A 14,076-nucleotide genomic window follows, 5' to 3' on the forward strand; every position below is an offset into this window, starting at 1 on the left:
TACCCGGACGGATGGCTACACGAGTGGGATTCACCGTTTGCTGGAGCCGGTGGGCATTCGGGCGCGGGTTCAGCTGCTGTAGGAGAGCCCCAGGATGTGGACTTACATAGGGCCAGGCGTGCAGCAAGGGCTGTGGAAGTAGCCTGACGGCAGGCGCCGTGAGCGGGAAGAGCGGGGAACGTGGCAAGGTGGTTTGAGCGAATGGCGGCGATTCCCGGGCTGCGGTTCACGGGCAGCCCTGGTGTCGTCCGCGAGACGTTGCTGGAGGCACATCTCCGTCCCAAGGTGTCGTCCGGCTTACCGATGTGGCCGACCGCTGATGGCAGCACGTCGGCAGCGCCGGCCAGTCGGCACGTGCCCCGCGAAGTGAGCGGATTCCAGCTGGTCGACCACGTCTGGGAAGCGCTGGAGCTTCCTGGCGAGGCTATGGACTACCACTTCGTCCTCCAGGACGCGGTCAGCCGCCTTTGGAGCGGGCGGCGCTCATACCCCGAAGGGCTTGAGCTGCTTGAGGTGTTCGCTGTGCTGGACCTAGAGTTGATGGAGGCAGCGCCGCACGCAGTGTCCTTCGACGCTGGCCCCGTCCCAGAGTCGTTCGTACGGGTGACGTCCGTGCCCCGGCTCATTGCACTGCTGGAACGCGAGGGCGCCCTTGCAGAGGCCCTCAGTGTGGCGCGGCGGCTGGCTCGTTGCGGGCAGAGCGAGGACGCAGTGGCCCGGCTGTCAGAGAGGGTTAGTGCGTTGGTCGCCGAGGCTGAGGTCGGCGGATGGGCATGAGCACTGGACTAGAGCAGCTCATCCCCTCGGCCTCCTATCTGGAAGAGGCGTTCCTGCGCTGGGTTCTCACCCCAGCCGTGGATCGGAGCATCGTGGCGCACGTGCGCAGCCAGCATCCGGTGACGGTGAATGAACGCACTTACCGGCTGGACTACCTGATCGCGGGTGAGTCGTTGCAAATGGCTGTCGAGCTGGACGGGTTCACCTTCCACAGTGACCGGGCCGCCTTCACCTACGACCGTCTTCGGCAGAACGATCTGGCCGCCACCGGACTGACGGTGCTGCGGTTCTCCTATGATGCGGTGCGCTTGGACACCGCGCGCTGCGTCGCCCAACTGCAAGCGCTGCTGCGCCAGGACGCGGCGCTCGCACCGTTGGTGGTCGCCGCACCGCGCATCGCGGCCCCGGAGATGGTGGGGGATCCTCTGCGGGCGGCCGATCCGCCTCTGAGTTCCAGGACACCTGCAGATGCGTCCTATTTCACCGGTGTGCGCGGCTCAGTGGCTAGGGGACCGTTACGGGCCTGTCAGGACGAGGCTCTGGCAGCGCTGGCCAATTACTACGCCTCCGTGGGCAGGCACGCGGCCACGGTGATGGCGGTCGGGGCTGGCAAGACCGCGCTGGGGGTGGCAGCCGCGTTGTCCTTCAGCAGACAGCGTGCGCTGGTGGTCACTCCGGGCTCGGTCATCCGCGGCACGTTCGCCAAGGCACTCGATCCGGGAATGCCGGGCAACGTGCTGTACGGGCTGGCTGGTGGTCCGCTGCTGCCGGGCTCCCGTCCTCCGACCACGCTGGTCTTGGATGCGAACGATGGCCAGATCAGCCGTGTGAGCCGGCAGCAGCTGCTGGCCGCGGACGTGCTGGTCACGAACTTCCACGCGCTGGGCACCGGCGAAGAGGAGGGGGACCTGCTGGCCAAGCTGGAGCCGGAGGATGTCGACTTCATCGTCGTCGACGAGGCGCACATTGCGGCCAGTGCTTCCTACCAGCGGTTGTTCGCCCACTTTGAGGGAGCGCGCACGCTGTTGATGTCGGCGTGCTTCCAGCGTCTGGACGGCAAACCGATCGACGCTGATGTCGTCTACCGCTACCGGCTGGTGGACTCCGTCGCGGACGGATCGGCGAAGAACCTGCGTGTGCACCGGTTCGCCCCGGATGTGGCGACGACAGTGTATGAGGCAGTGTGGCCCGACGGGCGTCGCGAGCAGATCATGGGCCGTGATGCTCTGTTGGCTGTGCTGGGGGACGAGCGGAAGATGGCCCGCATCACCGCGCAATCCGTTGCACCGATCCGGCGTGTGATGGCCGTGACGCGGGCCTGTCTGGATGCCCAGGCCAAGCTGCTGGCGCCGGTCAAACCCCGGGTTCTATTTGCGGCGATGGGCGAGGCCCACGCTCAGCAGATCACCCGGATCGCCGAGGAGTACGGCATCCCCTGCGCCACACTGCACCACAGCATGCCGGCGTCGGCGATCGCAGGAACACGGCGCCGTTTCGAGTCCGACTCAGGAGATTTACAGGGCATCGTGCAGCTGCGCATGCTTGGCCAGGGCTACGACTTCCCGCCCATCACGCTGGTCGTACCCATGCGTCCCTACGGCAGCTTTGGTGAGTTTTACCAGTTCATCGGGCGCGGTGTGCGCGTGCTGCGGCATCCCAACCTGACCGCCACCCAGCAGTACCTGGACGTGGTCTGTCATGCCGAGCTTGGCCTTGAGGACCATCTAGAGGCCATGTGCGCGGACAACGACATGGATCCAGCGGTGCTGCTCAGCGTCCCGCCAATCGACACCGACAGGCTGGAAGCACAGCTGCACGGTGGCGACGACTCCGGAGAAGGGGCACCTGAAGGTGCTCTGCCGGGCGGCGGCGCTGATGCGTTCGTGCTGTACGAGCAGGGGCGTGTCGAACAGCGCGTCGTGCATGACCTGGATCGGGTGGAGGCTCGGCGGGCAGAGCGGGAGATGCAGTTGATGGCCCAGCGCTACGCCGTATACGCGCAGAACACGGCGGCTCCGCTGCCGTTTGAGCAGTTCGTCGAGTACATGCGGAGGATGACCGGTGGCCAGTGACCAGTCGCGTTGGTGGCAGCCTGCCATCGACGCGTCCCCCGAGGACGGGCTCGCCCTGGAGGCGGCTGCTGGGCAGGGGCAGCGGTTTGCCGAGCTCGACGCACTCGCGGCCCGGTTGCTTGCCGCTGCGTTGAACGGCCAGAGAGTGGCTGCGATAGTCAGCGGCAGAGGGTCTCAGGCTGCGGACAGTGTTGAGGTGCTGGGACTCAGCGGGCCGGAGAAAACCTGGTGCGCGGATACATTCGGGGTACGGGAGCAGCAGCGACGGGGAGCGTGGTATCTGCCGCAGAAGTTCTCGGTAAAGGCCGGGTCGGTCAACCTGCCGCATCTGCTGCGTGAACGTCCCGCCCACGCCATGACGTTGGCTGACGATGACACGGCCCGGGTCAGCGTCTTGGAGGGTGCTGACGCGGTGCTGCTGTGGACGCTGCTTGTGCCGTTGTTCGAGACGCTGCTGGAGCCGGTCCGGGTGCGGGCAGCGGGGCCAGCCGGGTCGGTCGAAGATCAGCTGCAACAGTGGTCCGGCATTGAGGAACGCTACCGTTCGCTGGGCCTGCACCAGGACACGCTCGAGGCGTTCCGCTTCGGCGGCGGCTGGGGTCAGTTGGACCGGCTTGGGCAGCAACGCGCCCGACTTGAGCTTCTGGACGCCCTCGCCGCCACTGACCCTCTCCAACTCGTCACCCGTCGTCGCATCCAGCAGACGCAGGCCCTAATGGCCGGCTTCGCCAAGAAGGCCAAGGGCAAGGCCGGCACCGCGCTGGCCCGCCGGGTACTGACCCGGGCACTGCAGCCGGTCGTCTCGGGCTACTTCGCTGGTGACTGGCTGGCTGTGCTGGACTACCTGCAGGTGCCACCGCACCCGGACGAGGAAGTCATTACCGCGCTGCCCGAACCGCGCCTGTATGTGGGGATGTCCGCCCAGGCGGCCGACATGGCGTCCGAGACAGGCGTCCCGGAGGGCGAGATCCACGCCATGCTTGCGGCCTTTGTTGGTGGCCCGACCTCCCTCTCCCCTGTCGAAGAACGCGCCGCCGCCTTACGGAATTGGTGGATGTCCTTCGACCATGCGCATGCCGTCCAAAGGCCCGGCATGCAGTCGCTGTGGGGGCTCGTCGATAATGAGGTCATGGACTTGCCCTGGGAGAGTCACCAGGGCGTTGCTCAGCAGTTGTACCGGCAGGTGCTTCCCGCTTCCGTCAACGAACAAGTGAATCGCCTGTGGCAGTCGATGACGCTGCAGCGCCATCCCCGCAGCATCGTCAGCAACCCCCGCCCCCATCAGTTGATGGCGCAAGCATTCGGCCCCGCCCTGGAGTTCTGGCACGGCATCGCCCTCACTGCCTGGTTCGTGTGCGAGGGCCCCTACTCCCGCACGCCCCTGTCCGGTGCCCCCGACTACTACAGCCGCCCTCTCACCGCCCTGCGCACCGCGGGCTGCGCGGTCGATGAGGGTCTGTTCGAGGACCTTCGCGTTGCCGAGATGGGCTTGGGGCCGCACGAGGAGATCAGCCACGAGCGAGCCGAGACCCAGGTGGACACACCCATCGGAACTTTTACCATGACGTCGAGCCTCAGCAGCGGCAGCCGTCGCGAAGGCTTCGAGCGGCTGCGTGACATCATCACCCGCCATCGCCGTGCCTGGACCGAGCAATATCTCGACGCCTACTTGGAGCAACGTTGGCGCAGCGCGCTGGAAGACGTCGCGCGGGCCCACCACCGGTTTGTGGCCGCGAAAGGCCGGCCGCCCACCTTGATCCAGTTCGCCCAGGTCGCGACTAGCGCGGCTAATCAATGGACCGGCGGCGACCTCGGCGCTCTCTACACCGCGATCGGAGAACCCCCCGCCGCTCAGCAACAACACCCAGCTCGACTACTACCGGATGACGCCCTCCTCTTCGCGCACCGCGTCTACACCGCGCTCGGCGGCGCGCCGGTCGATAGCGAACTGCGCATGAACCAGCCCGAGGAAGCGCAACGCCAGTGGCAGCTCAGCCGCCTTGCGGTCGAAAGCCTGCGCTATGTGCAGCTCTGCGAGGCTCTCGGGCATCCGCCCGCCCCGAAGCAGTTCGGTGCTCAGCGGTTGGCCTGGCCCTGGCCAGGCGGAGAAGTCGAAGGCTGGCCCATCTTCCAGCACACGATCGCCGACCTGATCGGCACCAGCCCTGCCACGGCAACCGACAGGGATGTCACCCAGACCGCTCTAGGCGGGCAGTACGATCGCGGGGACGCGCTCGACAAAGGGTCCAACGCCCTTCTCCGAGTCGAGCCGGTAACGGTCCGCCTCATCGCCACCGGGGCGCCCGTCGACGTCTCCGCCGTCCTGCTCACCCGCCAAGGCAAGGTGCGCAGCGACCACGATCTCGTCTTCTACAACCATCCCCACCACGACGGAGTCCGCACCGGCGGCGACACCGTCACCGCGGACCTGGTCGAAATTCCGGGCGACGTACACACCGTGGCAGTCATCACCAGCATCGACCTCGAAGCCCAACCCACAGCTGTCTTTGATCGGCACACTGCATGGCGGGCGGAGATCGCCCAACCCTGCGGCAACAGACTGTCCTTCGAGCCGACTCCCTTCGCTTCAGGCGAGACCGTCGCCATCGCCGTGGAGATCTACCGGCATGGCTCAGACTGGAAGGTGCGGGCTGTCGGCCAGGGGTACAACACCGGACTAAAGGGCCTGGTCACGGACCTCGGCGTCAGCATCGAAGTCTGACGGTCTTGCCAGCGGCCTCAACTAGGTTCTGTCCGGCCGATCTTGGGCTGTGAGAGGATGCGGTCCATGACTTGCATCCGAAGGGGCCGTGCCGCGTAGAACACCAGCTTCACTTCGGTCGCGGAAACGCGGCTGGGGACGACCCTGGGTGCGGTATCGCGATGTCCCGGGTCTGTCAGGAGCGGCGAACGCCGCCATCCGTGTACTTGAACGGGAGCGATTGTCTCCGGGCATCGTGGCAGTGGCGCTGAGCGTGTGGTCCGTGCGCGTCCACGGAACCAAGCGCCGGTGGAGACAGTGGGAGGCTGAGTTCACCTGCTCCTGCTGCGGCGAGGGGTGGGCCCGGGACAAGCTGCAAGACGCTCTGTTCATGCTTCCGCCAAGGGCCGCCGGCGAACTCCAGGCACAGGTGGAGCGCCTGGACGTGTTACTCCTCGGGCGAACGCATCACGAGCCGTTGGCAGATCCGGAGTTGGCGTGGTGGCATCGCAGGTGCTGACCGTACCCATGCTGCCCACCGATTCGTTGGCCGTTGTATGACTGGTCGGGGGGATCTGACAGAGGCGGAGTGGCGACGTCTGGAGCCGCTTCTACCGACAGGCAACAACCGCTGCGGGCGATGGCGCGATCACCGTCAGGTGGTCAACGGCATCCTGCACCGGGTGCGGACCGGCGTGCAGTGGCGTGACCTACCGGAACGCTACGGCCCGTGGAAGACCATCTACGAGCGCCATCGGCGTTGGTCAGCCGACGGAACCTGGGAGCGATTGCTCCAGCAGGTGCAGGCCCAGGTCGATGCCGCCGGCGGGATCGACTGGGACGTCTCGGTTGACTCCACCTCTATCCGTGCCCACCAGCACGCGGCCGGCGCCCGGAAGGCCGCGCCGCCCGCCACGTCAAAAGGGGCTGCGGCTATGACACACCAGAGCGAAAGGTCACGGGCGAGACTGTGCCCCCGCCTGGTGGAGGTGGTGCGGGAGGTGAGGCGCTCGGTCGGTCCCGAGGAGGCTTCACCACCAAGGTCCACCTGAGTGCCGACGGTCGTTGCCGCGTACTGTCACTGATGCTGACGGCGGGCCAGCGAGCGGACTGCACGCAGTTCGAGCCGGTCATGGACCGCATTCGGGTGCCTCGTATCGGGCCGGGCCGCCCGCGCACAACACCGGACAGCCTGAGCGCCGATAAGGCCTACAGTAACCGGCGGATCCGTCGCTACCTGCGGAGAGGAGGCATCCGCCACGTCATTCCCGAGAAGAGTGACCAGGCTGTGAACCGCGTTCGCCGGGGCCGGGCAGGGGGTCGCCCGTCCGGCTTCGACAAGGAGCGGTACAAGAAGCGCAACACCGTGGAACGAGCGATCAACAAGCTCAAGAACTACCGTGCCGTGTCCACGAGGTATGACAAGCGTGCGTATGTCTACCTGGGTACCGTCACCGTCGCGGCAACCATCATCTGGCTCCGGACATGATCGGCCGGACAGAACCTAATCGGAGGGCAACTCTTCGGCCGCCTCAATTGTCCTTGAGGCATGACGTCTGCAACCGCCGAACCGCAATCGAGTCCGCCGCCGGCATGGCCCTACTGCGGCTACGGCGCAACCACGGAAAATCCGGTCGGCTGCCACGGGGTCCTCGTCGCCGGTCACACCGCATGCCTCGCCCACCTGACCGCTACCGACCGCACCAACTACCTCACCCGCCTGACCCCCGGTGCCGCAATCGACCACCGCGGCACACCGTTCAGCGAAGACCTGCTGGCCCAGCTGCTTGTCGGCCTGCGCGACCCCGTCACCGGACACCCCCGCCTCGGTCCTGCCCGGTTCGACGGGGCTACCTTCACCAACGCCGCCTGGTTCGAAGAGGCTACCTTCAGCAACGTCTCGTTCCGCGTGGCAACCTTCACTGGCACCGCTGGGTTCACGCGGGCAACCTTCACCGGTGAGGCCGAATTCGATTGGGTGACCTTCAGCGACGCTGCTTCGTTCGGCAGGGCGAACTTCACCGGTGACGCCGGCTTCCGCATGGCGACCTTCAGCGGCCCAGTCCAGTTTCCCGGGGCGACCTTCACCGGCAACGCTACATTCAGCGGGGCTCGATTCAAGTCCGCCCCGTGGCTTGGGCCCATGGCATGCGGCAGCAGGGTGAGACTGGATCTCGCAGTGTTCGACGCGCCGGTGACGATGGCAATCGCCGCGCGAGAGCTGTCGCTCCAGCGGACACGTTGGGCATCCGCAGCTGCGCTGCGGCTGCGCTACGCCAAGGTGGACCTGACCGGGGCGGTGATGGAGTACCCAGTCACCGTGACGGCCGAACCCGTCCCCTTCACCGGCCTAGAGGAGGACATGCTGTCCGAAGAGGTTCTGGCTAGCCAAGACCCCGATGTGAAGGTGACCAGCCTCAGCGGCGTGGACGCAGCACACCTGGCCCTGACGGACATGGACCTCTCCGAGTGCCGCTTCGCCGGCGCGGTGCATCTGGACCAGCTCCACATGGATGGACGCACAACTTTCGCCCACCCCCCAATTGGCTGGCACCGCCACGGACTAGTGCCCCTGCGATGGTCCAGGCGCCGCACCCTGGCCGAGGAACACCACTGGCGCGCACACAGAGCCAGCCAACCCACCCCGCTCCCGGCCCGTCCACCCTCACTTCGAAACTGGCGCCCCGGTCCGTACCACCCTGACCCCGACCGCACTCCCGACCCGGAAGACGCGGCCGCGCTCTACCGACAGCTGCGCAAAGCCTTCGAGGACGGCAAGAACGAGCCTGGCGCTGCCGATTTCTACTACGGCGAGATGGAGATGCGCCGCCATGACCGCGGCGGCACGGCGCCTGGCGAACGCAGGCTGCTGTGGGGCTACTGGCTACTGTCCGGTTATGGTTTGCGCGCCTCTCGGGCCCTGGGCTGGCTCGCTGCCGCCATGATCGTCACCATCGTGCTGCTCATGGGCTTCGGGCTCCCGAAGGACTCCCCGAGACTGCAAGCGACCGGCACCGTGCCGCGCGACGGAGGCAAGGTCACTTTCAAGATTGACAAGGCTGATCCGCAGAACCCCACGGGGGAAAGGTTCACCAGCGAGCGCTTCGAGAAGGCCCTCAACGTCACGCTCAACTCCGTGGTGTTCCGCTCTTCCGGCCAGGACCTGACAACCGCCGGCACCTACATCGAGATGGCGTCCCGTGTGACCGAGCCCGTCCTTCTGGGCCTGGCGGTCCTGGCCATCCGTAACCGGGTCAAACGCTGACCCAGCCCTCCCACGGCCAGCAGCGCCCCAGCCATAGACTCCGAAGCGCGCCTGGTGAACGCGTGCAGCGCGGGGCGCCCTGCTCGCCAGGCAGGACGCTCGGCGGCCGGGGTTACACGGCGCGTCGAAGGTCGGCGCGGGCGTCCACCAGGCGTCGCTGATCAGCTCATGGATCGTCCCGTCCTCTCGTACGTCAATCGTGCCGTGCGAACTGTGAGCTCGATAAAGCTTCGTCCATAGGCACGTTAGTTTCAACTTACCTGCGCCGACGAGCACGTCTCGGCTGCGTTGGATCAGTCAATCGCGCAGAGCGCTGTTTTGGGGCCAGCGTCTGCGCCCTATGGGACGCACGAACCGGTGCACCGACTACTCCCCCGGGACCGTCCTATAAGCATTCTCAATAGACCTGAAGCAGTCTCATCCGACCTGCAACACCACAGTTCAGGGCCCTCACAAGGGGTTCCTGGAACCCATCTCGGCCGACTTGCGGTAGTGCAGGCAGGCAACCCGGCGGTCACAGCAACATCAGTGAGACCTCACAGCCTCTACGGGCAGCAGATGGCAGGCTTCGACCTCGCCATCGTGGACGAGGCACACGGAACCGCCGGTGATCTTGGTCGGCCGTGGGCGGCCATCCACGACAACGCCCGCATCCCGGCCGACTTCCGGCTCTACCTCACCGCCACCCCACGCATCCTCGCCGCTCCCCGGCCGCAGAAGGGCACCGGCGGCCAGGAGGCGGAGCTCGCGACCATGGCCGACGACCCGAACGGGACCTACGGCGCGTGGCTGGCCGAGCTCGGACTGAGCGAGGCGATCGAACGCGGCATCCTCGCCGGGTTCGAGATCGACGTGCTCGAGATCCGCGACCCCTCACCGGTTCTCGGGGAGTCCGAGGAGGCGCGGCGGGGCCGGCGCCTGGCCCTGCTTCAGACCGCCCTCCTGGAACACGCCGCCGCCTGGAACCTCCGCACGGTCATGACGTTCCACCAGAAGGTCGAGGAAGCCGCCGCGTTCGCGGAGAAGCTGCCCGAGACCGCCGCCGCGCTGTACATGAACGACGCCTCCGACGCCGACCTGGCCGCTGCGGAGAAGCTGCCGAAGTCCTCCATCGACGCGGAGTTCTACGAACTCGAGGGCGGCCGCCACGTACCCCCCGACCGCGTGTGGGCTGCGTGGCTGTGCGGCGACCACCTCGTCACCGAGCGGCGCGAGGTCCTGCGCCAGTTCGCAGGCGGCATCGACGCGAACAACCGGCGTGTGCACCGGGCGTTCCTCGCGTCCGTGCGGGTGCTCGGGGAGGGCGTGGACATCACCGGCGAGCGGGGAGTCGAGGCCGTCTGCTTCGCCGACACCCGCGGCTCCCAGGTCGAGATCGTGCAGAACATCGGCCGCGCGCTCCGGCTCAACAAGGACGGCAGAACGAAGGTCGCCAGGATCATCGTGCCGGTGTTTCTGGAGCCCGGCGAGGACCCCACCGACATGGTCGCCTCCGCCTCGTTCCGCCCCCTTGTAGCGGTCCTCCAGGGCCTGCGCTCGCATGATGAACGACTCGTCGAACAACTCGCCTCCCGCGCGCTCACGAGCGGGAAGCGCAAGATCCACATCCGGCGGGACGAGGACGGGCGGATCGTCGGGGCCGGCGGCGAGGGCGACCGCGAGGACCAGGAGCATGACGCTGGCGCCGAGTCGGCGGCCGAGCCCGCGCTGCTGCACTTCTCCAGCCCGCGCGACGCGGCGACCATCGCGGCGTTCCTGCGCACCCGGGTCTACCGGCCCGAGTCACTGGTATGGCTGGAGGGCTACCAGGCCCTGCTCCGGTGGCGAAAGGAGAACGAGATCACCGGGCTCTACGCCGTCCCGTATGACGTCGAGGCCGAAGTCGGGGCGACGAAGGCGTTTCCCCTCGGGCGGTGGGTCCACCAGCAGAGGAAGGCGCTGCGGGCCGGTGAGCTCGAGGAGCGGCGCAAGACCCTGCTCGACTTGCCGGAGGCCGGAATGGTGTGGGAGCCGGGCGAGGAGGCCTGGGAGAACAAACTCGCCGCGCTCCGGTCCTACCGGCGGGCGACCGGGCACCTCGCGCCCCGTCAGGACGCCGTGTGGGGCGAAGGCGAGGCGACAGTGCCGGTCGGCCAGCACATGGCGAACCTGCGACGGAAGGGCGGTCTCGGGAAGGACCCGGACCGGGCCGCCGTGCGCGCGCAGCAGCTCGCCGCGATCGACGAGGACTGGAACTGCCCGTGGCCGCTGGACTGGCAGCGCCACTACCGCGTCCTCGCCGACCTCGCCACCGACGAGGCGGGCGGCGTCCTGCCGGCCATCGAACCCGGCGTCACCTTCGACGGCGACGACATCGGGCGGTGGCTTCAGCGGCAGAAGAACCCGGCCACCTGGAAGCTGCTGTCGACCGAGCAGCAGCAGCGGCTGACCACGCTAGGCATCAAGCCGGTCGAGGAGCCGGCCCCCGCCCCGACGGCGGCGCGTGCGACGAAGGGCACGAACAAGGCACAGCAGGCATTCCAACGCGGCCTGACAGCCCTCACGCAGTGGGTGCAGCGGGAAGGCGCCCACCGGCCCGTACCAAGGGGCCACAGCGAACAGATCACGGTCGACGGCCAGGACGAGCCGGTGACCGTGAAGCTGGGCGTATGGGTATCCAACACCAAAACCAGGCGCGACAAACTCAGCGCCGAACAGCTGGGCGCACTACGAGAACTCGGCATGAAATGGGCAAGGCCGGTGACGATCCCCCATACCGCCCCGGTCAGCCCCTGACCGCCTTCCAGCACCGTGACCGGACCCCGGGCCTCTTGAAGTCCGGGGCCGGTGCTGTGGCCGCGGTTCGGCCGATGTTCTGGCAGGTCAGGGGCGGTACAGCGCTAGGCGCTGCCCGTGGCAACGGCCGCGCGGAACTCCTGAGTCATCAAGGCCACCGAGCCGCGCTGGACAGGGGCCGGGCCCTGGTCACCCCACACCTTGTGCAGCGCGGCTCGCATCCGGTCGTTCATGGCATCGTTGAGGACGGCCTGGTGCTCCTCGGGCACCTCGCGCACGTCCTGGACGACGACCATGGTGCCGTGGCGGGTGCCGATCATCCCGATCGTGGTGACCTTCCAGCCGAGTTGCCGGGCCGCTTTACGCATCGCGGCCCGGATCAGTTCCACCCCGCCCAATCCGACGGCCTCCTCATCGTCCAGGTTCACCTGGTACGAGCCGCCGAATCCGCCGGCGCCTTCCGGGCAGTTGCGGCGCAGCAGGGGCACGAGGGCTTCGGCCATGGCGGTGCAACGCGGGTCCTTCGCGTACGAGGCCATCGTCAGCTCCTTTCCGGGCCGGTGAGATGCGGCCACAGCAGCTTGAGGTCGCGGGCGACCCGCTCGGCCAGGACGTGGGGGTCGTTGGCCGTCCACTGGTGAGCTGTCCCGATGGCGTCGGCAGCCTTCGTCCTGGAGGTGCTCTTGCCGGGGAACGAGCCGGACTCCGCGCGGGCGGTGAAGGTCGCCGGGGCCGGCGGGCGGGGCAGAAAGAGCAGCGGGTGGTGCGGGGTGAAGTCGAAGTGGCCGAGGCTGGCTGCGGGCTCTTCGTTGAAGAGCTGCGGTTCGGTCCACAGGCCGACGGTGACGACGATCCAGGTGTGCGGGCGGTCCGGGTCGTCGCACAGCCACAGGTCGAACGTGCCGACCAGGAGGTTCTCCTCCCACTTCCAGACCTTCGCCCGCGGATCGAGAGCATCGGCCCCGTCCCGGCGCAGCGGGATCAGGGCGCGCTCGAACGGGGCGATCAGATCGTCGTAGGCGGCCCGCAGGGCCGCGCTGCCGGCGTGGTCGACCGTGTACTCGCGGTCCGGCGTGATCTCCCACTTCAAACCGTCGGGCAGCTGGGTGGTCAGGTACTGCTGGCGCAGCGGGCCAAGAGCGTGCGGGAGGCCGTCCGTGCCGTGTCGGGCATGCTCGGCTGCGGGCAGGCGGACCCACCAGGCGTAGTACGGCGTGCCGTCCGGGTAGGTGTCGGTATCGACGCAGTGTTCGTACACACAGCCCAGCGAGGCCGCGAGCTCCGTCATCGTCTCCTGGGTGCGCTCGTCCAGGTCTGATTCCTCGCCCGCGAGCTGCTGAGGATCCCGGACCTCAAGGCGCCACACCACCCACTCGATGTCGTCCCAGTCCGTCACGCGCACCCCAGTTCGACGGCGCACCCCGTGCTGTATCCGGCTAACGTCCTGCTCCCCTGCTCCGCCCTGCTCCGACAGTCCAATACATCAAGGCCCACCAGGCGGGAGGAACGTTCGGCGGCATCCCGCCCGCACGAGCGACACAGGGGCGGCCGGACCCGGCCTCGCTGCCGAGAGCGTCGTGTGCGGGTGGCTGGCGGTCACCGCTGGGGGTCCTTGCCTGGTCAGGGGGATCCGGTCACCACCAGGGCGCCGTCGCCGTCTCGCCGGATCTCGCGGAGGGTCAGCTCCGGTGAGGAGTAGAGCAGCTCGCCTTCGACGTACAGCTCGTACTGGTAGCGCCCGGCGCGCTCGAGGTCGCGCCGCTGCTGAGGGTCGGCGTCCGGCAGATCCCGCTGGGGTTCGGTGCCGTTGCGTGTCGGGAGCTCTCGGGTCAGCCGGCCCGGTGGTGTGTCTCTTCGGAAGCCTGCGGCCGAGAAGCAGAGGTGCCGGTCCAGCTGGCGAGGAGGGCCAGGGCTTCGGCGGAGGGGGAGGCGGGTTCGGGGGTGTAGATGGTGAGGGTCTGTTCGGGGTCGCCTTCGACGGCCAGGACCAGGTAGTCGAGGGTGAGGTCGCCGACGAGCGGGTGGCGGAGGCGTTTGGTGCCGGTGGTGTGGGCGACGACGTGGTGGTCGGCCCACATGCGGCGGAAGGCGTCGCTGTGGAGGGACAGCTCCCCGATCAGCTCGGTGAGCTGCGGGTCATCGGGGTGACGCCCGGCGTACAGGCGCAGCATGGCCAGGCAGTCGCCGGCGACCCGCTCCCAGTCGGCGTACAGCGCGCGGGCGGCCTCGTCGAGGAAGACGAAGCGGGCGAAGTTGCGTTCGCGGCGGGGTCGGGCTTCGAAGTCGGTGTAGAGGGCGTGAGCGAGCCGGTTGGCGGCCAGGACGTCCGTGCGCCGCCCCTGGACCACTGCGGGGACGCTGAGGGAGTCCAGGGTCCGGTAGAGGACCGGGTGGACCCGTTGGGGTGCGAGGGGGCGCTTGCGTGGGGGCCGCTGCAACGCGGTGCAGGCAGGAAGTCGACATGGTCCCCCAGTTCCTCGCCGACG

General features: G+C 67.9%; 7 protein-coding genes and 2 pseudogenes. 6 read left to right on the top strand and 3 right to left on the bottom strand.

What is annotated here, in order from left to right; all coding sequences use genetic code 11:
* Positions 1 to 201 precede the first annotated feature (201 nt).
* The 6 genes and pseudogenes from ABZY12_RS26155 to ABZY12_RS26180 form a co-directional block, all read left to right on the top strand.
* Entirely contained in the window at positions 202 to 777 is a 576-nt protein-coding gene (locus ABZY12_RS26155; RefSeq protein ID WP_356894395.1) for a hypothetical protein, read from the top strand.
* Complete coding sequence (locus ABZY12_RS26160) at positions 774 to 2,849, top strand: DEAD/DEAH box helicase family protein (protein ID WP_356894397.1); 2,076 nt, start codon at positions 774 to 776, stop codon at positions 2,847 to 2,849. The genes ABZY12_RS26155 and ABZY12_RS26160 overlap by 4 nt, the downstream gene beginning before the upstream one ends.
* Positions 2,839 to 5,571, top strand: coding sequence for a TerD family protein (locus tag ABZY12_RS26165; protein ID WP_356894399.1), 2,733 nt, complete (start codon positions 2,839 to 2,841; stop codon positions 5,569 to 5,571). Before ABZY12_RS26160 ends, ABZY12_RS26165 begins: the two co-directional genes overlap by 11 nt.
* Positions 5,572 to 6,107: 536 nt before the next feature.
* Positions 6,108 to 7,039: pseudogene (locus ABZY12_RS26170) on the top strand (IS5 family transposase).
* A gap of 60 nt (positions 7,040 to 7,099) precedes the next feature.
* On the top strand, positions 7,100 to 8,815 hold the full coding sequence (locus ABZY12_RS26175; protein ID WP_356894401.1) for a pentapeptide repeat-containing protein: 1,716 nt from the start codon (positions 7,100 to 7,102) through the stop codon (positions 8,813 to 8,815).
* Between the two features lie 543 nt (positions 8,816 to 9,358).
* Positions 9,359 to 11,590: pseudogene (locus tag ABZY12_RS26180) on the top strand (Helicase associated domain protein); the annotation flags it as partial.
* A gap of 104 nt (positions 11,591 to 11,694) precedes the next feature.
* Here ABZY12_RS26180 and ABZY12_RS26185 read toward each other — a convergent pair.
* The 3 genes from ABZY12_RS26185 to ABZY12_RS26195 all read right to left on the bottom strand — a co-directional run bounded on the left by ABZY12_RS26185 (position 11,695) and on the right by ABZY12_RS26195 (position 14,028).
* On the bottom strand, positions 11,695 to 12,129 hold the full coding sequence (locus tag ABZY12_RS26185; protein ID WP_356894405.1) for a hypothetical protein: 435 nt from the start codon (positions 12,127 to 12,129) through the stop codon (positions 11,695 to 11,697).
* Positions 12,130 to 12,131: 2 nt separating this feature from the next.
* Complete coding sequence (locus ABZY12_RS26190) at positions 12,132 to 12,986, bottom strand: hypothetical protein (protein ID WP_356894407.1); 855 nt, start codon at positions 12,984 to 12,986, stop codon at positions 12,132 to 12,134.
* Positions 12,987 to 13,419: 433 nt separating this feature from the next.
* Positions 13,420 to 14,028, bottom strand: coding sequence for a hypothetical protein (locus ABZY12_RS26195; RefSeq protein ID WP_356894409.1), 609 nt, complete (start codon positions 14,026 to 14,028; stop codon positions 13,420 to 13,422).
* Positions 14,029 to 14,076: the final 48 nt, after the last annotated feature.

This window comes from Streptomyces sp. NPDC006551 (genome assembly GCF_040611675.1).
Classification (GTDB): domain Bacteria; phylum Actinomycetota; class Actinomycetes; order Streptomycetales; family Streptomycetaceae; genus Streptomyces.